Genomic DNA, 26,653 nt, shown 5'->3' with positions numbered 1-26,653 from the left:
TCATGTCCGGGCCGCTGCACGGGGTACGGGTCATCGAGGTGGCGGCGCTCGGCCCGGTGCCGTTCGCCGGGATGCTGCTGGCTGACATGGGTGCCGAGGTGATCCGGGTCGACCGGGTGGGCGCCCCCGCACCGGGCGCGGGAGCGAGCGCCGGGACGGATCCGCGGCACCGGCACCGGCGCACCGTGGCACTGGACCTCAAGCGGTCCGAGGGCGTGGACCTGTTGCTGCGCCTCGTGGAGGGCGCCGACGTGTTGATGGAGGGGATGCGGCCCGGCGTGATGGAGCGGCTGGGTGCCGGCCCGCAACCCTGCCTGGAGCGCAATCCGGGGCTGATCTACGCACGGATGACCGGTTGGGGGCAGGACGGGCCGCTGGCCCAGCGCGCCGGGCACGACATCAACTACATCGGGATCGCCGGCGCGCTGTATCCGATGGGGCCGGCCGAGCTGCCACCGCCGGTGCCGTTGAACCTGGTCGGCGACTTCGGCGGGGGAGCGCTGTACCTGGCCTTCGGGATCGCATGCGCACTGCGGGAACGGGAGCGCTCCGGGGCCGGGCAGGTCATCGACGCGGCGATGGTGGACGGGGTGGTCTCGCTGACCGCGATGTTCCACGGGATGCTGGCCGCCGGCACCTGGTCGGACCGGCGGGAGAGCAACGTGCTCGACGGCGGTGCGCCGTTCTACCGCACGTACCGCACCAGCGACGGCGGCTTCATGGCGGTCGGCGCGATCGAGCCGCAGTTCTACGCCCAGCTGCTGTCCGGGCTCGAGTTGGCCGCCGATGACTTTCCGCAGCACGACCGGGAGCGCTGGCCGGCGCAGGCCGCCGCGTTCGCCCGGATCTTCGCCACCCGCACCCGGGACGAGTGGACGGCGGCCTTCGACGGTACCGACGCCTGCGTCACGCCGGTGCTGTCGATGGCCGAGGCCGCCACGCACCCGCACCTGGCCGCCCGGCGCACCCTGGTCCCGGTCGCGGGTGCGCCCCAGCCGGCGCCCGCGCCGCGGTTCTCCCGGACCGCACCGGTGCCGCCGGGCCCGCCGGTCGGGTACAGCCGGCACACCGACGAACTGCTCGGCGGGCTCGGGATGTCCACAGTGGACATCGAACGGCTGCGTGCCGACCGGATCGTGGGATAGGCCGGCATGACGAACGACTTGACGAACGAGGGCATCGAGTACGACGAGCGTGACGGCATCGCCACCATCCGGCTCAACCGGCCGGACGTGGGCAACGCACTGTCCCGGCGGATGCGGCCCAGGCTGCGCGAGCTGTGGGCGAAGGTGCGCGACGATCCGTCGGTACGGGTGGTCATCGTCACCGGCACCGGGGACCGGCACTTCTGCACCGGCGCCGATGTCCGCGAGGTGGCAGACACCGGCACGACCACGTCCGGCCAGGGCACGGTGGCCGAGGACATCGTCTGGTCACCGTTGCAGAACCAGGTGTGGAAGCCAGTCATCTGCGCCGTGAACGGGCTGGTCGCCGGGGGCGGGCTGCACTTCGTCGCGGACGCGGACGTCGTCGTGGCCGCCGACCACGCCCAATTCATGGACACCCATGTCAGCGTCGGGCAGGTCGGTGCGGTGGAGAACATCGGCCTGGCCCGCCGGTTGCCGCTGGGCACCGTGCTGCGGATGACGTTGACGGGCAAGGGTTTCCGGCTCGACGCGGCACGCGCGTACCAGCTGGGCCTGGTCGACGAGTTGGTGCCGGCGGCTCAACTGATGGACACCGCTTGGGGCCTGGCCGTGGCCATCGCAGCCAACTCCCCGAGTGCGGTGTCGCGCTCGAAGCAGGCGATCTGGGGGGCCGCCGAACGGCCGCACCAGGAGGCCCTGGAGTACGGCTGGGAACTGGCCCGCCGACAGTGGACCCACCCCGACTTCCTGGAGGGTGCGCGTGCCTTCGTACAGCGACGTCCTCCACAATGGAACGTCGAGGCACCGGCATGAGATGGACCTTCACCGCCGAGCAGGAGCGACTGCGCGACGAGGTGCGGGCGTTCCTGGCCGAACACGTGCACAGCCGCGACCCGATGCAGTACTTCCATGGCCGCGGCGGTGCCAGCCGCGAGCTGTACCGCGAACTCGGCCGGCGCGGCTGGCTACGGCTGGCCTGGCCGCGTGAGTGGGACGGGCAGGCCGCGCCGCCCTCGACCGAGTTCATCGTCTGGGATGAGCTGGCCTACGCCCGCGCAGTACGCCCGGACCTGGCCGCCGGGATCATAGCGAAGACCATCATCGGGCACGGCACGGACGAGCAACGGGCCCGCTTCCTGCCCGGTATCGGCCTGGGCGAGATCAGCTTCGCGTTGGGATACTCGGAGCCGGAAGCCGGCTCCGACCTGGCCGGGGTGCGCACCCGGGCGGTACGCGACGGCGACGGATACCGGGTCACCGGCGAGAAGCGGTGGACCTCCGACGCGCACAACTCCGACTACCTGTGGCTGCTGTGCCGTACCCCGGACGACGGTCACACGCTGCTGATGCTCGACCTCACGGCACCCGGGGTGCAGATCCGGCCTATCCACACCATCGACGGGCACCGGCTCAACGAGGTGAGCCTCGACGGCGTGTACGTGCCGCAGGAGAACCGGATCGGTGCCGAAGGCGAGGCGTGGCGGCTGATCCGGGCCGCACTGGCCGTCGAGCGGCACCTGATGGTGCTGCCCGGCCGGGTCCGCCGCGACTACGAGGATCTGCTGCGCTGGTCGGTCGAGCGCGGCTGGTCGGCCGATGCCCGGGTCCGCGCCGACATCGCCGACGTTGCGCTGGACGTGGCCGAGGTGGAGGCGGCCGCCATGAGTACCCTCGCGGCCCTGGAGGCCGGCCATGACGGTGCCGCGCAGGCTGCGCGGGCGAAGCTGCTGGGCAGCAGGACCCTGCAACGCATTGCGCGGCTGCCGTTCGACGTCGGCGATGCCGGGGCCGCCAGCACCGGCACACCGAGCTTCCTGTGGCACGAAACCTTCATGGAGACCATCGCCGGAGGCACCTCGGAAATCATGCTGGGCGTGCTGGCCCGCGAGGCGCTCGGGCTGGGAGGACGTCGATGACCCTGTACCTGGATGTGCTGGCCGACCACGCGCGGCACGCACCGGACGCGCCGGCGCTGATCGACCCGGCCGGCGAGTACACCTACGCGGAACTGTGGACCGCGATCGAGGAACACGCCGCCGCGCTGCGCGCGCTCGGCGTCGCCCCGGGCGACCGGGTGGTCACCGCGCTGGCACCCGGCGCCCCGCATCTGGCCGCGCTGTTCGGGATCATCGCCGCCGGGGCGGTCGCGGTGCCGCTGAACACCCGGCTCGCCCCGCTCGAGGCATACGCCTTCCTGGCCCCGCTCTGCCCGGCCCAGCTGCTGGCCGCCGAGTCCCATGCCGAGCCGGCGGCCGAGCTGGCGGCCAAGCTGGGCTGCGGCTTGGCCACGCTGCCCTCGGCCGGGGCTCCCGGGCCGTTGACCGACCGGATGGCGCTGACCGTCGCGACGCCCGCCTCCTCGTCGTCCTCGTTCCGGGACGAGGCGGCCGCGATGATCATCGGTACCGGCGGCACCACCGGCGAGCCGAAGGGCGCCACCTGGACCCATTCGGCGCTGTATCAGTACGCCGCGTCCTGCCAGGCGCAGATGGAGATCCGGCGCACCGACGTGGAGCTGTACTTCTCCCCGTTCTTCCACATCGCGATCGCCACGGTCGTGTTCGCGACCCTGTACGCGGGCGGCACCGCCTGGCTGCTACCGCGCTTCGACGAGGCCACCGTCCTCGACGCGCTCGCCACCGGCCGGCCCACCCGGCTGTTCGGCGCACCCACCGCACTGCTGCGGCTGCTGGACCATCCCGGCTTCGGCGCGGAACACGGCGCCCCGATCCGCCGGGTGCTGTTCGGCTCCACCTCCAGCGCACCCGACTTCCCTGGCCGGCTGCGCACCGCGTTCCCCCGGGCCCACCTGATCACCGGGTACGGCGCCACCGAGTTCGGCGCGGCGGCCCGGGTGCGCTCCTGGGAACACGAGGACGGCGACGACCGGGGGGTGGGGCGGCCGGTGCCGGGCGCGTCGATCCGCATCGTCGACGACACCGGCCACGACGTGCCACGGGGCAGCGTCGGGGAGGTCGTGGTCCGCACGCCGTGGCAGATGTCCGGGTACTGGGCGCGACCGGAACAGACCCGCACCACTGTGGTCGACGGCGCGATCCGCTCCGGCGACCTCGGCTGGCTCGACGCGGACGGCTTCCTCCACCTGGCCGGCCGGGCCAAAGACATGATCATCTCGGGTGGCGAGAACGTCTTCCCGATCGAGGTCGAGAACGTGATCGCCCAGCACCCGCAGGTCCACCAAGTGGCGGTGTTCGGCGCGGACGACCCGCTGTGGGGCGAACGGGTGGAGGCCGCCGTCGTACCGCATCCCGGCGGCGGCGTGGATCCCGACGCGCTGCGCGAACACTGCCGGGCCGCACTGGCCGGGTACAAGGTGCCCCGCCGGTTCCACGTGCTTGACGAGCTGCCGGTGACCCCGGCGATGAAGGTGGACAAACGTGCCCTGCGGGAGGTCACCCGTGACGCTTGAGGTGGACTACGGCCAGCAGCCGCGGGAGTTCGCGGAGGCAGTGCGTGCGCTGTGCCGGCGCCACGAGGAAGGTTGGCGCCACCTGCCGGGCGACGGGTTTCCCGAGCAGACCTGGCAGGACCTCGCCGACATCGGGTTCCTTGGCCTTGCGGCCGAGGGCACCGAGGTGGCCCGCGAGATCGCCGCCGTCATGGAGGAGCTGGGCGGGCTCGGTTGCCCCGGCCCGCTCTGGGAAACCGTCCTGGCGACCCGCGCCGCCGGCGGACCACCGGCGAACGGCATCGCCACCGTGGGTACCGGCGGTCCGTTGCCCTGGGGACACCGCGCCACCGCGTTCTTCGCGCTCACCGACGACGGCCTCTGGGAATGTGAGCCGGCCGGTGAGGCGGTGCCGGTACGGATGCTCACCGGTGACGGGTGGGCCGAGATGCCGCTGGCGCCCCGCCGCCGTATCTCCGACGAGTGCGGCGCGCTCGCCCTCGGTGACCTGGCGCTCGCCGCGCAACTCGTCGGAGCCGGCACCCGGCTGGTTCGGGACGCCGCCGGGTACGTGGCCACCCGCCACCAGTTCCGTCGGCCGCTGGGCGACTTCCAGGGCGTGGCGTTCCCCCTCGCCGAGGCCGACGTCGGCCTGGCGGCCGCGCATGCCTTGACCAGCCGTGCCGCGACCCGGCTGGCGGACGGCGCGCCGGACGCCGCGCGGGCCGCCCGTGCCGCCGTCCTGTCCGCCGCCCGCGCGGCGCGTACCGCCACCTACCACACCTTCCAGACGTACGGCGCGATGGCGTTCACCGAAGAGGGTGGCGTGGCCTGGTACGGGCGGCGCATCGCCCAACTGCGCACCCAGGCGCTGGCCCCGTACCGCAGGTCGGCGTGGACCGCCGACGTCTTCGAAAGGAAGTCCCCATGACCGGCGACGTCGTCGTCCTCGCCACGGGTCGCACCCCGTTCGGCCGCTTCGGCGGCGCCCTGCGTGACCTGCCCTTGCCCGAGCTCGGGGCGATCCCGGTGGGCGCCGTGCTGCAGCGCGCCGGGCTGACCGGCGCGGACGTCGACGAGTTGGCGTTCGGGGTGAACTTCCCCGGCTCCGAGCGGTCGGTGGCCCGGCAGGTGCTGCTGCGTGCCGGCATCCCCGAGGAGAAGGTCGCGTACACCGTCGACCGGGCCTGCTGCTCGTCGCTCGCGGCGATCACGCTGGCCAGCCGGGGACTGCGGCTGAACGACACCGCGCTGAGCGTCGCCGGTGCCGTGGAGAACCTGAGCCGGGTGCCGTACTTCGTGCACGAGGCCCGCTTCGGCAACCGGATCGGCGACATCGTGCTCACCGACCAACTCGTCGTCTCCTGCCCGCACACGGGGGTACCCAGGGCCGTACAGGCCGGCGCCGAGGCCACCGAGTACGGCGTGGACCGCGCCGCACAGGACGACTGGGCGCTGCGCAGCCAGCAACGCTACGCCGACGCGCTGGCCCGCGGCTGCTTCGACGACGAGATCGTGCCCGTGGACGTGCCGGACCGCAACGGCCGCGCCGTCCGGTTGGCCGCCGACGAGGTACCGCGGCCCGCCACCACGGCACAGCAGCTGGCCGCGCTGCCGACGGTCTACGGCAGTGCCACGGTGACGGCGGGCAACGCGCCCAACATGAGCACCGGCGCGGTGGCCCTGGTGCTGGCCAGCGAGGAGGAGGCGGCGCGGCGCGGCACCACCGGCCTGGCCACCGTCGGCGCCTGCACGCAGGTCTCCGGCGACCCGCAACGCCTGGCGTCGATGCCCGCGCGGGCGGCCCAGCGGGCACTGGCCCGGGCCGACCTGACGCTCGCGGACATCGACCTGATCGAGGTCAACGAGGCTTTCGCCGCCGTACCCCTGGTGACGACGCTCGTACTGGCGGACGGCGACCGGGACAAGGCGCAGCGGCTGCGCGAACGGACGAACGTCAACGGCGGCGCCGTCGCGATCGGCCATCCCACCGGCGCGACGGGCGGCCGACTGGTAATGACAGTCATCAATGAGCTGCGCCGCCGGGGTGGCGGGCGGGGCCTGGTCACCATCTGCGGCGGCGTCGGCGAAGCCGAGGCGGTCATCGTCACCGTCCGGTGATGCGCGCTGAGGCCACCAGCTCCTACCGCAGCTGACCTGTGGTGGTCACGTCCGGGGTGTCCCAGCTGGCCGGGTCACCGAAGATGAACTCCCCGCCGTGGCGGCGAAGCTGGCCGGCCCAGCTCTCCACCTGATCTCGTTGCAGCCGAACATGTTCCACCACCCCGACGGAGTGATCTTGGTCGTGGACAAGGGCTAACGAGACCGGACCACCGAAACCTGGCTCAACGACAACAACATCGATGTCGTCCGACCCGCATAACGCACCGACCCGCCACGCCCGGACGGCCACTGCTGCGCGCGGTCCGGCAGAACATCGAGTCCGTCAACCAAACCCTCAAAGGCCAACTCGACCTCGAACGCCACGGCGGACGAACCCCAGCCGGCGCCGCCGTCGGGGTACTGCAACGCATCCTGGCCATGACCGCCGCGATCTGGCACAACTGGCACACCGGCCAGCCGATCATGCGATCCCTGACCGCCTACGACCACTGAACCGCAAGCGTCACAGGCCGTACTGCTCCAGCAGGCGCAGCCAGATTTCGCTGACGGTCGGGAACGGCGGCACGGCGTGCCACAGTTGGTCGAGGGGAACCTCAGCGTTCACCGCGATGGTGGCCGAGTGCAGCATGTCTGCCATGTCGGAGGCGACGAAGGTGGCGCCGAGCAGGACCCGGCGGTCTTCGTCGACGACCAGCTTCGCCCGGCCGGTGTAGCCGATGCCGCGGACGATGGCGCCGGCGACCTCGCCGATGTCGTACTCCACGGTGCGGACGTTGAAGCCGTCGGCGCGGGCCTGGGACTCGGTGCGCCCGACCATGCACACCTGCGGCTCGGTGAACACGACCTGGGGCGCGCCCCGGTCGTCGGCGGTGTCGCGCAGCCCTGGCGCGTCCTCGGGCCGGCCGGTGGCGCGGGCTGCGATGACGTCGCCGCAGACGCGGGCCTGGTACTTGCCCATGTGGGTGAGCAGGTTGCGGCCGTTGACGTCGCCGACGGCGTACAGCCAGCCGTCCGCGACGGCGGTGGCCCGCATGCTCGCGTCCACCCGGATCGGGCCGTCGGGGCGCAGGCCGACCGTGTCCAGGCCGATGTCGTTTGTCGAGAAGCGGCGGCCGGTGCCGACGAGGAGCTCGTCAGCATCGACCTGCCCGCCGTCGTCGGTGTGCACGGTCACCGGACCGCCCGCGACCGGCCGCTCCACACGGGTGGCCGAGCGGCCGAAGCGCACGTCGATGCCCGATTCCCGGAACGACTGCGCTACCAGGTCGCCGGCGAAGGGCTCGGCCCGGGTGAGCAGCCGGTCGCCGCGCACGAGCACGGTCGTCTCCTCGGCGCCGAGGGAGTGCAGCGCCTGGGCCATCTCGCAGGCCACCGGCCCGGCGCCTATCACGACCAGCCGCTTGGGTACCTGCTGGACGCTGGTCGCTTCCCGGTTGGTCCATGGGCGGGCCTCCCGCAGCCCGGGCACGTCGGGGACGGCGGGGGCGCTGCCGGTGGCGACGACGACGGCGTGCCGGGCACGCAGCGCCCGCGTGCCACCCTCCGGCGTCATGACCTCGGCGCGCAGCGGCCCGGCCAGCCGTCCATAGCCTCGCACGAACGTCGCCGGGAACTTCTCGATCAAGTTCACCTCGTGGCCGTCGTCGCGGTGCGACACCGTCTCGTCGCGGCGGGCCAGCACCGCGGCGGCGTCGATCGGGCCGCGCAGCTGCAGTCCCGGCATCCGGTTCACCTCGGCCGCCAATTCCATCGGCCACAGCAGCGCCTTGCTCGGAACACACGCGTAGTACTCGCACTCGCCGCCGGCCAGGCGCTCCTCGACCACGGCCGCGGTCAGGCCACCCCGTACAGCGCGCGCGGCGACGGTTATCCCGACCGGTCCCGCACCGATCACGATCACGTCGAAAACGTCATTCTTGTTCGCCATGGCGCCCCTCCGATGCTCGAGGTCATGCCCTGTGTGACTTCCCCAGCAGGCTGACTCGAACCCGTGGTATCTCGAGCCGCGATGGCTTCACCGCAGATCAGATGCCCAGCCCTGCACGCCTGGCGTCTGCGCGGCGGGCAGCAGAGCAACTGCCCCGAGATCTTCACCCCGTGATTCGGGCGGACAGGAGCGTGATCACCGACACGTCTCACTCCTTAGAGTGGCCGGCAATAGGTGTTGCTTGAGTCGGCGGGTCGTCGGTCGGGTGTCCCAGCGGTAGAGCGTGCGTGCGCGTGCTTCCACAGCTCCAGTGGCAGCGCCCGGACCAGCGAGGACAACACCGCCCGTTCCGGCCTGCCGACGCGTGAGATTGATGCTCGTAAACGCTTGACAGCTCCGTCGATGCGGTGGTCCCATCTCTAGCAACTGTCAGGCAACTTGCCTAACAATTCAGGCTTCTCAGGCTTGGAGGCTCGATGAGTTCCGGAGGACCACGAAAGGCAAGACGCTGGATCACCTTCCTGATGGCGGCAGCAGTGGTGGCCGCGATCCTCCCGCTGGCGAAACCCGCGCAGGCCGCCGCGATCCGGTATGAGGCCGAGAGCGCCACGATCTCCGGCGGCGCCGTGGAATCGAACCACACCGGCTTCACCGGGACCGGGTTCGTCAACTACGACAACGCGACCGGCAGCGCCGTCGAATGGACCGTCAACGCCGCCACGGCGGGCACCGCGTCGATCGGGCTGCGGTTCGCCAACGGCACCACCACCGACCGGCCGATGGACATCAGCGTCAACGGCACGGTGGTCACCGCCTTGCTGTCGTTCCCGGGCACCGGCAACTGGGACACGTGGCAGACCAAGACGATCACCGCCGCGGTGAACGCCGGCACGAACCGGATCCGCGCCGTCGCGACGACCGCGAACGGCGGGCCCAACGTCGACCGGATCGACGTCGACGTCGCGCCGCCGGCCTCGGACTACCAGGCGGAGAACGCGACCGTCTCGCAGGGCGCGGTCGAGGCGAACCACACCGGGTTCACCGGCACCGGCTTCGTGAACTACGACAACGTCATCGGCAGCTACGTCGAGTGGTCGATCCCGGCCGCCACCGCCGGCAACGTCAGCGTCGCCATCCGGTACGCCAACGGTGTCGCTAACGGCGCCAGCGTCGACCGGCCGATGGACGTGACGGTCAACGGCACCCTTGTGCGCAGTGCCCTGTCGTTCCCCAGCACCGGCAACTGGGACACCTGGCAGACGGTGACGCTCACGGTCGGCCTCTCCGCCGGTACCAATCGCATCCGGGCCATCGCGACGACCGCCAGCGGCGGACCCAACGTCGACCGGCTCAGCACCGGCGTCCCCGGCGACACCGCGCCGCCGACCGCGCCCGGACAGCCCGTCTGCGGCACCATCACCGAGAACAGCATCAACCTGTCGTGGGGTGCCTCGACGGACAACGTCGGCGTCGTCGCGTACGACATCTACCACGACGGCAACAAGATCAGCGAGGCCGCCGGGAACGTCACCGCGAAGGCCCTGACCGGGCTGCAGCCCAACTTCGAGTACCGTCTGTCGGTCTTCGGCCGCGACGCCGCGGGCAACGTGTCGACGAGCAGCGCCCAGGCGATCTGCCGGACCCTCGCCAGCACCGACACACAGGCGCCGACCGCGCCGTCCGGCTTCGCCACCGCGAATGTCGCCGGCAGCACCGTCGACACGTCATGGACGGCGTCGACGGACAACGTCGGCGTGACCGGATACGACGTGATGGGCGGCGGCTCGGTCCTCAAGTCGGCCGGCAACGTGACCTCGACAACAGTCACCGGGCTGGCCTGCAGCACCACCTACACGCTGACGGTCGTCGCGCGGGACGCGGCCGGCAACGTCTCCGCTCCGAGCAACGCCCGGACGATCACCACCACCGCGTGCAGCGGTGGCGTGCCGTCCGGCATCACCACCGTCTCCACCGGCTGGACGATCCCGTGGGGCATCGCCTGGATGCCCGACGGCCAGACCGCCATCGCCACCGAGCGCGACTCGTTCAAGGTCTTCAAGGTCACCCTGGGTGGGGCGCGGACGCAGGTCGGCACCGTGCCGAATACGGTCACCACCGACGGCGAGGGCGGCCTGCTCGGCGTCGCGGTCGACCCGGCCTGGACCACCAACCATTTCGTGTACTTCATGCACACCGCCGCGGAAGGCAACCGCATCGCCCGGATGACCTACAACGGCACGACGCTCACGGCGTACACGTCGCTGGTCACCGGCATCATGAAGAACCGCTACCACAACGGCGGCCGCCTGGCGTTCGGCCCCGACGGCTACCTGTACGCGACCACCGGTGAGGCGCAGACGCCCAACCTCGCCCAGGACAAGAGCTCGCTCAACGGCAAGATCCTGCGGATGAAGACCGACGGCACCGCGGCGCCCGGCAACCCGTTCGGCACCCTCGTGTACAGCTACGGCCACCGCAACCCGCAGGGCCTCGCCTGGGACTCCCAGGGCCGGCTGTGGGAGGCCGAGTTCGGCAACAGCCAGTTCGACGAGCTCAACCTCATCAAGGCGGGCCGTAACTACGGCTGGCCGACGTGTGAGGGCACCTGCAGCGTCTCGGGCATGGAGAACCCGAAGCGGCAGTGGTCGGTGAGCACCGCCTCGCCGAGCGCGATCGCGATCGTCCGCGACGTCGTGTACATGGCGGCGCTGCGCGGCGAGCGGCTGTGGCGCATCCCGTTGCTCGACGCCGAGAACACCGGCACGCCGACGTCGTACTACGTCGGCACGTACGGGCGGCTGCGCACGGTCGTCAAGGTGCCAGGCGCCGACCAGCTGTGGCTGTCGACGACCAACTGCGACAACAACGGCGGTGCCGCCGCCGGTTCCGACCAGATCTTCCGCATCACGATCACCTAGCCATCCCGGAGGAACGATGCGACTCAACAGACGGCGCGCCGCGCTGGCGGCGGGCGTGGTGGCGGCACTGGCGGCGATCGGCCTGCCGACCGGTGTCGCCCAGGCCGCCACGACCACCGCCTACCAGGCGGAGAACGCGACGATCACGAATGGCGCGGTGGAGTCCAACCACGCCGGCTACACCGGCACCGGATTCGTCAACTACGACAACGCCACCGGCTCGTCCGTGCAGTGGTCGGTGACCGCCGCGGCGACCGGCAGCGCGACGCTCAGCATCAAATTCGCCAACGGTGCGGTCACCAACCGCCCGATGGACATCGCGGTGAACGGCACGACCGTCGCGTCCGGCGTCGCGTTCAACGGCACCGGCGCCTGGACCACGTGGCAGGAGACGTCGCTCACCGCGACGCTGAACGCCGGCGCCAACACGGTGCGGGCCACCGCGACCACGGCCGGCGGCGGCCCGAACGTCGACAAGCTCACCGTCGTCGAGGGCGGCACCACCGGCCCGAGCATGGCGGTCGCGCCGTACGAGTACTTCGGCTGGGGCAACCCACAGAGCCCGACGTCGGTGATGTCGGCGACCGGCATCAAGTTCTTCACGCTCGCCTTCATGCTCTCCGACGGCGGATGCAACCCGCTGTGGGACGGCTCGCGGCCGCTGACCGGCGGCGACGATCAGGCGAAGATCAACGCCATCCGCGGCGCCGGCGGGGACGTCATCGTCTCCTTCGGCGGCTGGAGCGGCAACAAGCTCGGCGAGAAGTGCTCGTCGGCATCCGCGCTCGCCAGCGCGTACCAGAAGGTCATCAACGCCTACGGGCTCAAGGCGATCGACATCGACATCGAGGCGACCGAGTTCTCCAACGCCACCGTCCGGCAGCGGGTCATCTCCGCCCTGAAGACCATCAAGACGAACAACCCAGGCATCAAGACGTTCGTCACGTTCGGCACGACCCCGACCGGGCCGGACTCCGACGGCGTCGATCTCATCAACAAGGGCGCGGCGGCCGGCCTGAGCAACGACGGCTGGACCATCATGCCGTTCGACTTCGGCGGGCACAGCGGCACGATGGGCGCCGCGTCGGTCAGCGCCGCCAACGGCCTGAAGAACGCCGTCAAGAACGCCTACGGCTACAGCGACGCGGTGGCCTACACGAGGATCGGCATCTCGTCGATGAACGGCGTGACCGACGAGTCCGACGAGACGGTCACGCTCGCCGACTTCCAGACGATCCTGGCGTACGCACAACAGCACCACCTGGCGCGCCTGACGTTCTGGTCGGTCAACCGCGACCGGGCCTGTGGCAGCGGCTCCGACGCCGATTCGTGCAGCGGCGTCCCGCAGGCGGCATACGCGTACACCAAGATCTTCGTCCAGTACACCGGCTGAGAAGGAAGCCCATGAGACGCAAGCAGCTCGGTCTGCCGATAGTGGTGCTCGGGGTCGTGGCGGCGCTGACGTCGCCGGCGACGCCGGCGGCAGCGGCCGCGACCCGCTACGAGGCGGAATCGGCCACGATCTCGCAAGGCGTGGTCGAGTCGAACCACACCGGATTCAGCGGAACCGGATTCGTCAACTATGACAACGTCGTCGGCTCGTCGGTGCAGTGGTCGGTGACCGCCGCCACGGCCGGTGCCGCCACGATCGTCCTGCGCTACGCCAACGGCACCACCACCAACCGGCCGATGGACATCGCCGTCAACGGCACGGTCGTCGCGGCGGCCACGGCGTTCGGCAGCACCACGAACTGGGACACCTGGCAGAGCAAGACGATCACGGCGACCCTGAACGCCGGGACCAACACGATCCGGGCGACGGCCACGACGGCGAACGGCGGTCCCAACGTCGACTGGCTCAGCGTCGACGCGGGCACCACCCCGCCGACCGGACCGGCGGTGCCCTTCGGCAGCCACCTCTTCCCGTACCAGGCCGGCACGCTGAAGCCGACCGGCTCACAGTCGACCCTGGACCAGGCCGTCGTCACCTACTACAACAAGTGGAAGGCCGCGTTCGTCAAGCAGAACTGCGGCAACGGCTGGTACGAGATCATCTCACCGGACGCCGATCACCCGTACGTCGCCGAGGCGCAGGGCTACGGCATGGTGATCGTGGCCACCATGGCCGGCGCCGACGCGAACGCGAAGACCGTGTTCGACGGGATGGTCAAGTACATGCTGGCGCATCCCTCCGTACACAATCCGGATCTGCTGGCGGCCGAGCAGGACACGGCCTGCAAGAGCGTCAACGGTTCCGACTCGGCCACCGACGGTGACCTCGATGTCGCGTATGGGCTGCTGCTCGCCGACAAGCAGTGGGGCAGCGCCGGAACGTACAACTACAAGCAACTGGCCATCAGGCACATCAACGCGATCAAGGCCAACGAGGTCAACCCCACGACACACCTGCTGCTCCTCGGCGACTGGAGCACCCCGGGCGACAGCCTCTACTGGACCACCCGGCCGTCCGACTTCATGATCGACCACTTCCGCGCGTTCAGGGCTGCCACGGGCGACACGGCGTGGGACACGATCCGCACCGCGCACCAGAACCTCATCACCAACCTGCAGGCCCAGTACGCGTCGGGCACCGGGCTGTTGCCGGACTTCGTGGTGAACACCAACACCACACCGAAGCCCGCGCCCGGCGAGGTGCTCGAGGACCCGAACGACGGCAAGTACTTCTGGAACTCGTGCCGCACCCCATGGCGGATCGGCGCGGACGCGGTGACCAGCGGCGACGCCGCGTCGCTCGCCTCCGCCCGCAAGCTCAACACCTGGGTGCGCGGCAAGACCGGCGGCAACCCGAACAGTATCGCGGTCGGTTACTCGCTGAGTGGATCGGCGATCTCGTCGGGCAGCGAGCCGGCGTTCTTCGCACCCTTCGCGGTGGCGGCGCTCACCGACCCCGGCGGCCAGGCCTGGCTGGACGCGCTGTGGACCAAGATGGTCAACACCTCGTTCACCAGCAACGACTACTACTCGACGAGCATCCAGTTGCAGGTGATGATCGTCGCCAGCGGCAACTTCTGGGCGCCCTGACCGCACACGGCCGGGCCCGGTGTCCCCAGCGGGCACCGGGCCCGTCCGCTCGTCAACGAGGCCGTGGCCGAGTTCACGGCCGTGCACAAAGGCGTCACCGTCGACGTCAGCTACCTCGCCACCGACGCGGCGGCCCGCGCAGCCAAGTTCAAGGGCGCCTCAACGACCCCGCCAGCGCCCCCGACGTCACCGAGTTCGGCAGCACCGACCTCGCCGGCTACGTCGCCGCCGGCGGGATGGCCGACGTCACCAAAGACCTCGACGCCTGGGAGGCCAAGGGTGAGCTGCCGGCCGACCTCATCAAGACGGTGACCGTCGGCGACAAGGCGCAGCAGTGCGTCGACCTGACCGGCGGCAAGTCCGTCTCCACCTTCGCCGCCGGCACCGCGGGCATGGGCATCATCGGCAACTTCAAGGTCGATGCCGTCGACGGCGCGGAACTCGGCGGTGGAGCCGCGTGGGGATGGACCTTGGTGAGGCCCTTCGCCTCAACCAGGGGTGTCGGTCAGGCCGGTGGCCTACGAACGACGACCGCATAGTGTCATGTCCACGCGCGGTGAGTGCAAATTCTTGCAGGCGAGCCTGTCGATGCAAGTTCGAGCTACGCGAGTGGGTCAGGCGGGTGCCCGGCCAGATTTGTGACGGCGGGATGCACACCGTCACGGCGTGCTGTTGTCCTCCGCAGCGGTACGGCTTGAGAGTTGCCTCGGCAATCACTACGCGTGACATCCAGGCGTGCGCCGGCAGCGTAACCGCACTGCCTCACTCGGCATGGCGTGCCTGATCCTCGCGGCTACCTCCATCCTTCACGTGCAGGTTTGCGCCATATCATCAAGTTATTACGGTCGTTTAATAGAACTATTGCAGAGATGTGTCGGCGGGTGCAAGTATGACCGGCCAGGTAGATGAGAGGGGAGTGTCCATATGTCAATCTCACGTCGGAAGTTCGTCGCCTCGGTCGCGTCCGGCACCGCCCTCGCCGCGGTCTCCACCGGCGAGCTGGTCTCCGCGTGGACGACGGCGGCGTTCGCGGCGAGCCCACCCGGTGACGTGGTCGGCAAGATCACCGTCGGTTACCAGGGCTGGTTCGCCTGCATCGGCGACGGCTCGCCGATCAACGCGTGGTGGCACTGGAGCCAGAACAACAGCACGCCGCCGTCGCCGTCCAACACGACGATCTTGTCGTGGCCCGACATGCGAGAGTTCACCAAGGGCTACACCACCGCCTACGCCAACCTCGGCAACGGACAGCCCGCCCAGCTGTTCTCCTCCTACGACCAGCAGACGGTCGACACGCACTTCAAGTGGATGCGCGACTACGGCTGCGACACCGCCGCGTTGCAGCGCTTCAACCCCAACGGCGGCGAGGGCCCGATCCGTGACGCGATGACGGCCAAGGTGCGCAGCGCGGCCGAGGCGTACGGTCGCAAGTTCTACATCATGTACGACGTCACCGACTGGACCAACATGCAGTCGGAGATCAAGACCGACTGGACCAACAAGATGTCGGCGTACACGTCCTCACCGGCGTACGCGCGCCAGAACGGCAAGCCAGTCGTGTGCATCTGGGGCTTCGGGTTCAGCGAACCCTCCCGCCCGTTCACGCCCGCCCCCTGCCTGGACGTGGTGAACTGGTTCAAGGCACAGGGCTGCTATGTCATCGGCGGCGTGCCGACCTGGTGGCGCACCGGCGTCAACGACTCCCGGCCGGGGTTCCTCGACGTGTACCACGCCTTCAACATGATCTCGCCGTGGATGGTCTTCCGGGCCCGCACCATCGCCGAGCTGGACTCGTACTACGCCAACGTCAACGTCGGTGACCAGGCCGACTGTAACGCCCGCGGCATCGACTACCAGCCCTGCGTCATGCCCGGCGACCTGTCCTCCGGCGCCCGCGCACACGGCGACTTCTACTGGCACCACATCTACAACATGACCCGCCTCGGCGCGCAGGCCCTGTACGTGTCGATGTTCGACGAGTTCAACGAGGGCAACCAGATCGCCAAGACCGCCGAGAACGCCTCGATGCAGCCGACGAACTTCGGCCACCCGGCGCTGGACGCCGACGGCGTGGCCTGCTCCTCGGACTACTACCTGCGCATCACCAACGACGGCGGGCGCATGTTCAAGGGCCTGGCCCCGCTGACCGCCACCCGCCCGACGCAACCCAACGGCGGCACGACACCACCCCCGACCGGGAACCTCGCGCTGTTCAAGCCGACGCAGGCAAGCAGCCAGTCCCAGACGTTCGCGTCGGCCAACGCCACCGATGGCTCTCAGGACAGTTACTGGGAGTCGGCGAACAACACCTTCCCGCAATGGGTGCAGGTCGATCTCGGGTCTGTGGTCGCGGTGAACAAGGCAGTGCTGAAACTGCCGGCCTCATGGGGCTCGCGCACGCAGACGCTGTCGGTGCAGACGAGCGTCGACGGCGGCGGGTTCACCACCGTGGTGAACTCCGGTGGTGTCGGCTTCAACTCGGGCAGCGCCAACACGGCCACCCTCAACTTCGCCCAGGCCAACGCCCGCTACGTCCGGGTCAACTTCACCGCCAATACCGGCTGGCCCGCCGGGCAGCTGTCGGAGCTGGAAGTCTATGGCCCGGCGACCGGCGGCGACACCCAGCCGCCAACTACGCCCGCCAACCTCACCTCGACCGGGAAGACCTCCAGCAGCGTCTCGCTGTCCTGGACGGCCTCCACCGACAATGCCGGCGTCACCGGCTACCAGGTACGCCAGGGCAGTGCCGTCGTCGGGACGACCGCCGCCACGTCGTTCACCGTCACCGGTCTGAACCCGTCGACGTCGTACACCTTCACCGTCACCGCCCAGGACGCGGCAGGCAACACCTCTGCCGCCTCGAACGGCGTCACCGTCACGACCGACCCGGCACCCAACACCAACCTGGCCCGCGGGAAGTCCACATCGGAGAGCAGCCACACGCAGGTCTACGGCTCCGGCAACACCGTCGACGGCAACCAGGACACCTACTGGGAGTCTGCGAACAACGCCTTCCCGCAGTGGTTGCAGGTCGACCTCGGCTCGGCGACCTCGATCGGGCGGATCGTGCTGAAATTGCCGGCGTCGTGGGGTGCGCGTACCCAGACACTCTCGGTGACGGGCAGCACGGACGGCGCGAACTTCACCACGCTCAAAGCGTCCGCCGGCTACACCTTCAGCCCGAGCGCCAACACCACCACCATCACATTCACCGCCACCGCCACCCGCTACGTCCGGCTCAACTTCACCGCCAACACCGGCTGGCCCGCCAGCCAGGTCTCCGAGTTCGAGGTGTACGCCTCCTGACGCCGGCGCGCACGGGCGCTGCGCTCTTCACGTTCCATGGCCTGGTTGTCCTTGGGCCGGGTCCGTACCGGGCCCGGCCCATCACCGGTCGATGTGCGACCTGCCCCGCTCGGGAAGGTATAAGCGCTTGAGGCAGAGGTGACGGCCGCAACTGCGGCCCGCCGCGTCGTCGCCGGTCGGTTCGGCAACCAGGCCGAGGCGGCGTAGCCGTAGGGCTCCGCGGTCCCGGCGTGACGCCGTGCCTGGCGGGGGCGGCGTGTCACTGGACGTTCGGCATGGAAGGCAACGCGTGCTGTTCTGACGGTGTGTGGACGGGACCACGCGTGCTGTCGCCGGTCGTCGCTGCGGCCAGCACCGCGAGGATCGTGCCGCCGGCCAGCACCGCCAGCAGCGGCGGCAGTGCGCCGACCGGTGGCTGCCAGGCGCCCGTGAACGGGTCGAGGCGCGCGGCCGGGCCGGACCGGAAACGCGTCATCACGAACGCCAGCAGGTACACGTGCAGGGCTGCGGCTGTGAAGGTCAGGACGGTGCAGTAGGGGCGTAGCCGGTGCTGCGAGGCGAGGCGGCGTTCGAATTGCGGGGCGCAGGCGGCGCACAGCACCACTGCGGTGGCTGCCGGCATCGCGTACCGGCCTTGCGCGAACCAGCCGATGATCGGTAGATAGTGCAGTTCCAGGGTGAGGAGCAGGCCGAGGCAGGCGGCGCCGAGTGTGGTGGCGATGAGGGTGAGCCGGCGGCCGCCGTGGATCAGGCTCGGCACGACCACGGCGACCAGCAGCAGGTACCACGCCGCGGTGACCACCAGTGGTGGCTTGGTCTCGCCGTAGTCGAACTGGCCGACGGCCTGCCTGAGATAGAACGGGATGCGCCGGGTGGCCAGGGCCTGCGCGAGCTCCGGCGGGGCGAGGTGCTGGGCGTCGCGGACGACCGCGGCGACGCCGGCCACGTCGGAGTACGCCATCCAGCCGAGCGAGCCGGCCAGACCGAGCGACCACGAGCCGGCGACGATCCAGCGCGTCTCGCGGCGCCGCCACAGCTGGGCGATGCGGCCGGGGCGGGCCAGTGCCACGCATGCCGTCACGATGAGCGTCAGCAGCGCGGGCCCGAGTTGGCGGACGGTGAGCAGCGCCAGCGAACCGACCCCGACCAGCACGAGCAGGCGGCGCACGGCGCGGTCGCCGAGCAGTGCGTCGGGTGCGCGTAGCAGGGCGAGCAGCCCGCAGCAGACGGCAACGCCCGCGGCGATCTCGAGGCCGTTCGGGTTGACCGAGCCGGCCAGGTTCGCCGCCATCGGCGTCGCGGTGAGCACGACACCGAGCGCGAGCAGCCGGCTGCCGAGCCGCAGCGCGGCACCGGCCGCTCCGGCCAGGAGCGCGGCCGCGGCCAGCGCCGAGATGAGCCGGGCGAGCAGGATGCCGGTCCGGTCGGGCGCGATCACCAGCGGCGCACCGACGAGCAGGTAGTAGACCGGGCTGTACCTGGCCGCCCCGCTCGGGGTGAGGACGCGGGCCCGGTCGGTGGTCCAGCGCTGGCAGTCGGCCGGGCGCGCCGGGCGGGGCGCCCAGGCGCAGTCGACGTTGCTGTTGCTGGGCATCAGGCTCGCCGGCACCAGGAACGCGGGCTTGCGGTCGTCGCGCCGGTCGACGACCGTGCGGTGGGTGGTGAGCTGTCCGGTGGTCACGGCGTACGCACGGGCGATGTGGTCCTTCTCGTCGTACGTGCCGTTGACCGGCAGCGCGAGCGCCCACCCCGCTGCGATCAGGAAGAACGCCGGCAGGTAGAGCCACCACCGCGGCGCGGCCCCCGCGACGCTACCGCGCCGCATGGAGGGCAGGAAGTTCCGACATGGGATCCCCGTGAGTGACGGACGCGTGTTGCGATCGGCCCATTCGTACCCGGGCACCGGGTTCGTAGGGGGTGAAAGACGGGGTTGATGTCGCAGGACGCCACGGCCGCAGGTCCACCTGGTCCATAGGTTTCTCCTGTCCGACGTACTCGTGAACAGGAGCCGGCCCGGTGACCTCTCCGGATGAACCGCACCGGTCCGGTGATCCGGTGAACGACCGGCCCGGCCGCGCGCGCGGCCGGGCAACCGTGCCGAGCGACCGGAACCAGCGCGCGTGCGGCCGGGCAACCGTGCCGAGCGACCGGAACCAGCGCGCACGGCCCAAGGCTCCGTCGTGGGCGCGGTGGTGCATCGTGCTCGGCACGACCCTGGTCGTGCTGGCCGGCGCGGTGCTCGTGGCGAAGGAGGCCCTGCTGTCGTACGCGACGCGCGGCGTCGTCGAGCAGAACCTGCTCGGCGACACCGGCAGCTGGGCTCAGCAGCCCGGCCACGCGTCGGTCACAGGGGCGAAGAACATCCTGCTCATCGGTGTCGACGCCCGCCCCGGCCAGGACCCTCGCGAACCCGTACGCTCCGACTCGATCATCATCCTGCACATCCCGGCGACGTATGACGCCGCGTTCATGGTCTCGATTCCTCGGGACACCTGGGTCGAGATCCCGCCGTACGACAACGGGGCCAGGCGGTACCCGGGCGGCGACGACAAGGTCAACGCCGCGTTCGCCTACGGTGGCAACGGCCTCACCGGGCCGGCCGCCCGCAGCCATGCCGTCGAGCTGCTCGCCCTGACGATCAGGAAGCTGTGCGGGGTGACGTTCGACGGTGCGGGGATCGTCGACTTCACCGGCTTCCAACAGGTCGTCAACGTGCTCGGTGGGGTCGACATGTACGTGGACCAGGAGACCACGTCCGTGAGCATCGGTCACAACAGCACGGGCGGGACCGAGGTCCCGTTCCGGCAGTACACCAGAGACGACGGCGGTCAGGGCCTGGACCCGGTTCCGGGCGTGACCCCGGTGGTCTACCACGTCGGCTACCAGCACCTCGAACCGTGGCAGGCCCTCGACTACGTCCGGCAACGCGAGACCCTGCCCAACGGCGACTACGACCGGCAACGCCACCAGCAACAGTTCATCAAGGCCGTCTTCAAGAAGATGCTCAGCAAGGACGTGCTCACCAACCCGGTGCGGTTCAACAAGGTCATCGAGGTCGCCGGCAAGGCGATCACCATCGACAGCGGTGGCATCGACCTGGCCGACTGGGCGTACGCCATGCGCGGCGTGAGCGGCGACGACGTGGTCACCATCAAGTCGAACGAGGGCACGTTCAACCAGTCGCCCGGCAACGGCACCGCCGAAGACCTCGACCAGACCACCATCAACCTGCTCACCGCCGTCCGCACCGACCGGGTCAAGGGCTTCCTCGCCGCCCACCCCAAACTGGTCGCCGGCGGCTGACCGGCCGGCGTCGTGAAGGTCAGCGGGACAGCCGGATCGCGGCGTGCATTCGTGAGGACGAAACCTGAGTGGCCCGGCTGGTAAACGATTCGGCCGCTGCGGCAACCGTAGTGTGTGCTCTCATCCAACCTGCTGTCCGCGCGGCTGAGTCGGCGCCGGTTCGTCGGCGGCGCGGCGGTCGCCGGCGTGGCGCTGGCCGCTGGCTGTGCTCATGAAGATGACGATGCCTTTGGCGCTGGTGTGCTCGCGGGCGGGCCGGCGGAGCAGTTCACGTCGCCGACGGCCAAGCTTTCCGGGGCGCTGCGGATCCTCGCCTGGAGCCATTTCGTGCCGACGTACGACCGCTGGTTCGACGGTTTCGTCCGTCGGTGGGCCAGCCAGGTCGGCGTCGACGTCACCGTCGACCACATCGACCTGGGCCAGATCACGACCCGGGTGGCGGCCGAGATCTACGCCGGTCGGGGGCACGACCTCATCCAGTACGTGGCGCCGCTGCCGCAGTTCGAACCGGCGGTGCTGGACCTCACCGACCTCGTCCGGGAGGCCAACCGGCGGTGGGGTCCGCAGCTGGAACTGTGCCGGCGGTCGAGCTTCAACCCGGCGACGAACCGGTACTTCGCCTACGCGCCGGGCTGGGTGCCGGATCCCGGGAACTACCGGCGTTCGATGTGGTCGAAGATCGGCCTGCCCGACGGCCCCTCGAGCTGGGACGAACTGCTGCGCGGCGGGGCCGAGATCCGCCGCGCCACCGGCGTTCAGCTCGGGCTCGGCATGTCACAGGAGCTCGATTCGAACATGGTCGGCCGCTCCCTGCTGTGGTCGTTCGGATCGTCCATTCAGGACGCCGAGGGGCGGGTCACGCTCGAGGCGCCCGAGGCCGTGGCGGCAGTGGAGTTCATGACCAGGCTGTACCGCGAGGCCATGACCGACGAGGTCTTCTCGTGGATCCCCAGCTCCAACAACCAGGGGCTGGTCGCCGGCAAGTTGTCCTACATCTGCAACTCGATCTCTGCCTGGCGGACCGCGCAGCGCTCCACTCCGGCCGTCGCGGCTGACATCGACTTCGTGCCGGCGTTGGCCGGCCCGGCGGGCGCCACGGCCGCGCACCACCTCGTGCACAACTGGGTCATCCCGAAGTACGCCACCGGGGCCGCCGCCGGACAGGAGTTCCTGTTGCACTACACCGCGAACTTTGCCGCCGCCACCTACTCGTCGATGCTGTACGACCTGTGCGCCTGGCCCGGCCGTACCCCGGAGCTCGCGACCTGGCTGCGGCGCGACCCGTTCCGCGCCGACCCGCCCGGCAAGCTCGAGCTGCTCGTCGACGCCGCCCGGTGGAGCGCCGACCTGGGCCATCCCGGCACGGCCAACGCCGCCGTCGGGGAGGTCGCCAGCAGCTTCGTCATCCCAGACATGTTCGCCCGCGCGGCGCGCGGCGAGGTCAGCGCCGCGGTCGCGGTCGCCGACGCCGCGGCGCAGGTCCGGTCCGTCTACGCCAAATGGCGGGCCAGGGGACTGGTGGCCTGATGGGAAACCACGCCTTCCCGACGCGCGGGCGCAGCGCCCGCGATCGCGCGCTGGCATCGCTGTTCGTCGTGCCGACCGTCGCCTACGTCGCCGCCCTGATCCTCGGGCCGGTGGTGCTGGCCGTCGCGTTCGCCGTGTCGGACGTGACCGTCGCCGATCCGACCTTCGACTGGGCCGGCCTGGCCGGCATCGAACGTGTGCTGGGCGACCCGGTGTTCTGGCGGGCGTTGCTCAACACGTGCATCATCACCGCGGCGACCACGTCGCTGGCGGTGGTCGGCGGGAACGTGGTGGCCCGGCTGATGTTGGCCCGGGTGTACGGACGTTGGCTGGTGCGGCTGTGCGTGCTACTGCCCTGGGTCACCCCGGTCACCGTGTCATCGGTCGCGTGGCTGTGGATGCTCGATTCGGTCTACTCGCCGCTGGACTGGACCGGTCGGCAGCTCGGTCTGCTCGGCGCGGGGGAGAGCGTCAACTGGCTCGGCCGGCCTTCGACGGCCATGGCATCGGTCGTGGCGGTGCAGGCGTGGCGGCTCACCCCGCTCACTGCCGTCATCATCATGGCCGGGCTCGTGGCGATCCCCCGCAACATCTACGAGGCCGCTCGCGTCGACGGTGCTGGCCGCTGGCTGCAGACCCGGTTCATGACGGTGCCGTTGACGGCCCCGATCGTCGCGGTCGCGGGCCTGTTCTGCGCGGTCCTCACGTTCAGCGACATGGCGGTGGTGCGGGTGCTGACCAACGGTGGGCCGACCCATGCCACGGAGGTGCTCGCCACGCTGGCGTTCCGCCGGGGCATCGACGGCGGTGATGTCGGCCAGGGCGCTGCGGTGGCCCTGTTCCTGCTGCCGGTGCTGCTGGCCGCGACGCTGACGATCCTCGGCCTGGTGCGCCGGATGGTGGCCCGGTGATCCCCGTGCGGCGCGCCGAGCGGGCGCGGCGGCGGCAACGGCTGGGTGGCGTGGCTGTGCACGCGGCGGCATACGCGGCCGCGTTGCTGGGCGCGGGGCCTTTCCTGTGGAGCATGATCACCGCTGTGAAGCTCAACCGGGACCTGTACGACCCGGCGCACAGTCCCTTGTGGTTCAACGCCCCACCGACCGCCGACCACCTTGCGTACCTGTGGCGGCACACGGCCTTCCCGACGTTCGCCTGGAACACGCTGTGGATCGGCGCGGCGGTGGTCGTGGCCACCCTCCTGCTCGCCACGCCGGCCGGCTACGCGCTGGCGCGGCTGCGGCGGCCATGGGCCGGCCGGCTCGGCATGGCGATCTTCCTGTGCTATCTCGTCCCGCCGAGTGTGCTGTTCCTGCCGCTGTCGCGGCTTGTCGCCGCCGTCGGCCTGCAGGACTCGGACTGGGCCCTGGTGCTGGTCTACCCGACACTGACCGTCCCGGTGTCGGTCTGGCTGATGATGGGCTTCTTCAGCGCCATCCCGCTGCAGGTCGAGGAGCAGGCACTGGTCGACGGCTGTACCCGGTTCGCCGCCTTTCGCCGGGTCGCGCTGCCGCTGGCGGTGCCCGGGGTGGTCGCGGTCGTCGTACTCAGCTTCGTCCTGTGCGCGAGCGAGTACCTGTACGCGATCGCGTTCGTCTCTCCCACCGCCGGGAAGGTCGTCTCGACCGGGATCCCCACCGAGCTGATCCGCGGCGACCTGTTCTACTGGCAGTCCCTGCAGGGCGCCGTCGTGCTCGTCGCGGTGCCCGTCGCGGTGGTCTTCAACCTGTTGCTCAAGCGGTTCGTCGCGGGGTTCACCGCGGGCGCGGTGACCGTGGGCTGACCACGGCGGAACGCCGCCAGTGGCGGCTACGGTGGCGGCTACGGCGGCGGCCCGATGCCGCTCCTCGGCGCCTCGGTGCTGCTGCCCGGCCGGTCATCGAAGATGATGTGGATGTTGACGTCAGCGCGGCTGAGCGCCCACAGGCCGATGATGTCGGCCACCGCGAAGATCACCGCGGCGAGGATCGCCAGCACGATCCGCCGCCGCCGTTCCCGGCGCCTCCAGCCGGCCAGAGCGGCCGGGTAGCGGTTCGACGCGCCGTGGACCGAGGTGGCGAGCGCGTCGAACACGTCGCGGAGCTGTTCCTCGGCGACCCCCGAGCCCGCGGCCGAACCGGTTGCGGGTGCCTGGCCTGGTACCTGGCCGGATGGAACGCCACTCATCTCCGCTCCTCCAGTAACCGCGTGAGCGTGGCCATACCTCGCGACGTGTGTGACTTGACCGCGCCGGCCGAGATACCCATCGCCGCGGCTATCTCCGATTCTCGCAGATCCAGCCAGTACCGCAGGACCAGCGCTTCCCGCTGCCGGGCCGGCAATTGCTTGATCGCCTCCACCAGGGCGCGCTGGTCGTCGCGCAGCAGCACCTCGGCCTCGGCCGACCCGACCGACTCGATCACCTGCTCCGCGTGCCGGCGCGCCACCTGCAGCCGGCGCACCCGCATCCGCACGAGGTTGCACACGACGGCGCGCACGTAGCTCAGCGCGGCGTCGTGACTGCGTAACCGGTGCCAGCGGCGGTACAACTCGTAGAACGCCTCCGAGACGATGTCCTCGGCCTCGCCCTCCGCACCGAGCAGCACCGCCAAGCGCAGCAGCGGGGTGTGGTTGGCGTCGAAGAGCCTGGCCAGTGCGGCCTCGCGGTCCAGGTCGGCGAGGTTCACCCCGGTGGGGCCGAGGGTGGCCGGCGCCGGGTCGGCGGCCGGTGCGAGCGGCCGTGACGAGACCTGCTGCGTCATGGGACCACCACCCCGGTGGCGGTACCGTCGCCGAGCTCGCGGGCCACGCCGAGCCGGTCCAGCGCCGGGGTCAGCGCGGCAGCGACCGCGAGGTTGAGCACCAGCGCGGCGAGCGCGACGTACACGTGCACACCGGCGAACGAGACGACGGAGGAGAAGCCGCCGGAGGCGACCAGCGCGGTCCCCGCGACCATGCCGACGAGCCAGCCGACGAGCAGCGCGCCGCGGTGCGGCCAACTGGTGAACAGCCCGAGTGCCACCGTGGGAAACGTCTGCAGGATCCACACCCCGCCGAGCAGCTGCAGGTTGATCGCGTCCTGGTCCGGTAGGCCGAAGATGAACGCCAGCGCCCCGAACTTCGCCACCAGCGACACCGCGCGGGCGACCTGGGCCTGGTGCTTCGGTGTCGCGGTCGGGTGGAAGTACTCGACGTAGACGTTGCGGACGAACAGTGTGGCCGCGCCGATCGACATCACCGCGGCGGGCACCAGCACCGCCACCGCGAGCGCGCCGAACACGAGCCCAGCGGCGACCGGTGAGGTCAGCTCCCGCACCATCAGCGGCACGGCCGCCTCGGCGTTGCCGGGCCGGGCCTCTACGCCCGCGGCAAGCGCGGCGACGCCGAGCAGCGCGAAGAGCCCCAGCACCGCGGTCCATGCCGGTAACCCGATGATCGCCTTGCGGAGCCGGTCGCCGCTGGACGCGGCGAAGGACGCGGTCAGTACGTGCGGATACATGAGCAGCGCGAGCGCGGAGCCGAGCGCCAGCGTGGCGTAGGCGGTGTAGAGCGAGGGGGTGAGCGTCAAGGAGGTCTCCGGTACGCCGCGTGCGGTGATGGCGTCCTCGGCGGCTCGGAACGTCGCCTGCGGCCCGCCGAGCCGGTTGAGCACGAGTACGACGATGCCGACGACCGTGGTGCCGATCAGGACCCCCTTGGCCAGGGAAATGACGGTCGGTGCGCGCAGCCCGTTGCGGTACGTGGCGCCGGCCAGCACCGCGAACACCGCGACCAGCGTGAGGTCGCCCGCGATCCCGTCGGTGGGGTAGAGGCCGCCGGCGGCCAGGATCGCCCGGATGCCGAGGAGTTGCAGGGCGATGTACGGCATGGTGGCGAGGATTCCGGTGAGCGCCACGGCGAGCGCGAGCAGCGGTGAGTCGTACCGGGCTCGCACGTAGTCGGCCACCGTCGTATGGCCGTTGTCCTTCGCGAC

General features: G+C 70.6%; 20 protein-coding genes and 1 pseudogene. 16 read left to right on the top strand and 5 right to left on the bottom strand.

Annotated elements, in window-relative coordinates; genetic code table 11:
- Positions 1-2 precede the first annotated feature (2 nt).
- From ABD332_RS54055 to ABD332_RS60345, 7 genes and pseudogenes are all read left to right on the top strand, one after another.
- Entirely contained in the window at positions 3-1,145 is a 1,143-nt protein-coding gene (locus ABD332_RS54055; protein ID WP_344513926.1) for a CaiB/BaiF CoA transferase family protein, read from the top strand.
- 6 nt (positions 1,146-1,151) lie between these two features.
- A complete protein-coding gene (locus ABD332_RS54050) occupies positions 1,152-1,961 on the top strand; it encodes an enoyl-CoA hydratase/isomerase family protein (RefSeq protein ID WP_344513925.1) in 810 nt (269 codons plus the stop codon).
- Positions 1,958-3,064 (top strand): acyl-CoA dehydrogenase family protein, encoded by a 1,107-nt coding sequence (locus ABD332_RS54045; RefSeq protein WP_344513923.1) that lies wholly within the window; start codon positions 1,958-1,960, stop codon positions 3,062-3,064. The genes ABD332_RS54050 and ABD332_RS54045 overlap by 4 nt, the downstream gene beginning before the upstream one ends.
- The gene (locus tag ABD332_RS54040; protein ID WP_344513921.1) at positions 3,061-4,578 is read left to right on the top strand and encodes a class I adenylate-forming enzyme family protein; all 1,518 of its coding nucleotides are present in this window, start codon (positions 3,061-3,063) and stop codon (positions 4,576-4,578) included. Before ABD332_RS54045 ends, ABD332_RS54040 begins: the two co-directional genes overlap by 4 nt.
- Complete coding sequence (locus ABD332_RS54035; protein WP_344513919.1) at positions 4,568-5,488, top strand: acyl-CoA dehydrogenase family protein; 921 nt, start codon at positions 4,568-4,570, stop codon at positions 5,486-5,488. Before ABD332_RS54040 ends, ABD332_RS54035 begins: the two co-directional genes overlap by 11 nt.
- Positions 5,485-6,678 (top strand): thiolase family protein, encoded by a 1,194-nt coding sequence (locus ABD332_RS54030; protein WP_344513917.1) that lies wholly within the window; start codon positions 5,485-5,487, stop codon positions 6,676-6,678. The genes ABD332_RS54035 and ABD332_RS54030 overlap by 4 nt, the downstream gene beginning before the upstream one ends.
- Before the next feature lie 276 nt (positions 6,679-6,954).
- Positions 6,955-7,173, top strand: a pseudogene (locus ABD332_RS60345) (IS982 family transposase); the annotation flags it as partial.
- A 10-nt stretch (positions 7,174-7,183) separates the two neighbouring features.
- Here ABD332_RS60345 and ABD332_RS54025 read toward each other — a convergent pair.
- Positions 7,184-8,608, bottom strand: coding sequence for a dihydrolipoyl dehydrogenase family protein (locus ABD332_RS54025; protein WP_344513915.1), 1,425 nt, complete (start codon positions 8,606-8,608; stop codon positions 7,184-7,186).
- Positions 8,609-9,132: 524 nt separating this feature from the next.
- Between ABD332_RS54025 and ABD332_RS54020 the strand changes: the two genes are divergently transcribed.
- The 5 genes from ABD332_RS54020 (at position 9,133) to ABD332_RS54000 (ending at position 17,874) form a co-directional block, all read left to right on the top strand.
- Positions 9,133-11,526, top strand: coding sequence for a PQQ-dependent sugar dehydrogenase (locus ABD332_RS54020; protein WP_344513913.1), 2,394 nt, complete (start codon positions 9,133-9,135; stop codon positions 11,524-11,526).
- Between the two features lie 16 nt (positions 11,527-11,542).
- Positions 11,543-12,919 carry a CBM35 domain-containing protein gene (locus ABD332_RS54015; protein WP_344513912.1) on the top strand — a complete coding sequence of 459 codons (1,377 nt, stop codon included), beginning with the start codon at positions 11,543-11,545 and terminating at the stop codon, positions 12,917-12,919.
- Between the two features lie 11 nt (positions 12,920-12,930).
- Positions 12,931-14,568 carry a glycosyl hydrolase family 8 gene (locus ABD332_RS54010; RefSeq protein ID WP_344513911.1) on the top strand — a complete coding sequence of 546 codons (1,638 nt, stop codon included), beginning with the start codon at positions 12,931-12,933 and terminating at the stop codon, positions 14,566-14,568.
- A gap of 236 nt (positions 14,569-14,804) precedes the next feature.
- The gene (locus ABD332_RS54005; RefSeq protein ID WP_344513909.1) at positions 14,805-15,107 is read left to right on the top strand and encodes a hypothetical protein; all 303 of its coding nucleotides are present in this window, start codon (positions 14,805-14,807) and stop codon (positions 15,105-15,107) included.
- Positions 15,108-15,492: 385 nt separating this feature from the next.
- The gene (locus ABD332_RS54000; protein WP_344513907.1) at positions 15,493-17,874 is read left to right on the top strand and encodes a galactose-binding domain-containing protein; all 2,382 of its coding nucleotides are present in this window, start codon (positions 15,493-15,495) and stop codon (positions 17,872-17,874) included.
- Positions 17,875-18,133: 259 nt separating this feature from the next.
- Here the strand turns inward: ABD332_RS54000 and ABD332_RS53995 are convergent, their stop codons facing one another.
- On the bottom strand, positions 18,134-19,699 hold the full coding sequence (locus tag ABD332_RS53995; protein WP_344513905.1) for a DUF2142 domain-containing protein: 1,566 nt from the start codon (positions 19,697-19,699) through the stop codon (positions 18,134-18,136).
- 374 nt (positions 19,700-20,073) lie between these two features.
- Here ABD332_RS53995 and ABD332_RS53990 point away from each other — a divergent pair, with 374 nt between their 5' ends.
- From ABD332_RS53990 to ABD332_RS53975, 4 genes are all read left to right on the top strand, one after another.
- The gene (locus tag ABD332_RS53990; RefSeq protein WP_344513903.1) at positions 20,074-21,177 is read left to right on the top strand and encodes an LCP family protein; all 1,104 of its coding nucleotides are present in this window, start codon (positions 20,074-20,076) and stop codon (positions 21,175-21,177) included.
- Positions 21,178-21,417: 240 nt separating this feature from the next.
- Positions 21,418-22,704, top strand: a complete 1,287-nt coding sequence (locus ABD332_RS53985; RefSeq protein WP_344513901.1) for an ABC transporter substrate-binding protein — start codon at positions 21,418-21,420, stop codon at positions 22,702-22,704.
- Positions 22,704-23,615 carry a carbohydrate ABC transporter permease gene (locus ABD332_RS53980; RefSeq protein ID WP_344513899.1) on the top strand — a complete coding sequence of 304 codons (912 nt, stop codon included), beginning with the start codon at positions 22,704-22,706 and terminating at the stop codon, positions 23,613-23,615. The genes ABD332_RS53985 and ABD332_RS53980 overlap by 1 nt, the downstream gene beginning before the upstream one ends.
- Positions 23,612-24,484 (top strand): carbohydrate ABC transporter permease, encoded by an 873-nt coding sequence (locus ABD332_RS53975; RefSeq protein WP_344513897.1) that lies wholly within the window; start codon positions 23,612-23,614, stop codon positions 24,482-24,484. Before ABD332_RS53980 ends, ABD332_RS53975 begins: the two co-directional genes overlap by 4 nt.
- Before the next feature lie 38 nt (positions 24,485-24,522).
- On the opposite strand, the gene ABD332_RS53970 is transcribed toward ABD332_RS53975, so the two are convergent.
- The 3 genes from ABD332_RS53970 to ABD332_RS53960 all read right to left on the bottom strand — a co-directional run.
- Complete coding sequence (locus ABD332_RS53970) at positions 24,523-24,867, bottom strand: hypothetical protein (protein ID WP_344513895.1); 345 nt, start codon at positions 24,865-24,867, stop codon at positions 24,523-24,525.
- The gene (locus ABD332_RS53965; protein ID WP_344513893.1) at positions 24,864-25,442 is read right to left on the bottom strand and encodes a SigE family RNA polymerase sigma factor; all 579 of its coding nucleotides are present in this window, start codon (positions 25,440-25,442) and stop codon (positions 24,864-24,866) included. Before ABD332_RS53965 ends, ABD332_RS53970 begins: the two co-directional genes overlap by 4 nt.
- Positions 25,439-26,653, bottom strand: a 1,215-nt coding sequence (locus ABD332_RS53960; RefSeq protein WP_344513891.1) for a sodium:solute symporter family transporter, incomplete at its 5' end; no start/stop codon positions are given. The genes ABD332_RS53965 and ABD332_RS53960, both read right to left, overlap by 4 nt.

Source organism: Dactylosporangium maewongense (genome assembly GCF_039531485.1).
Taxonomy (GTDB): Bacteria; Actinomycetota; Actinomycetes; order Mycobacteriales; family Micromonosporaceae; genus Dactylosporangium; species Dactylosporangium maewongense.
This window is presented reverse-complemented; position numbering and strand designations above follow the sequence as displayed.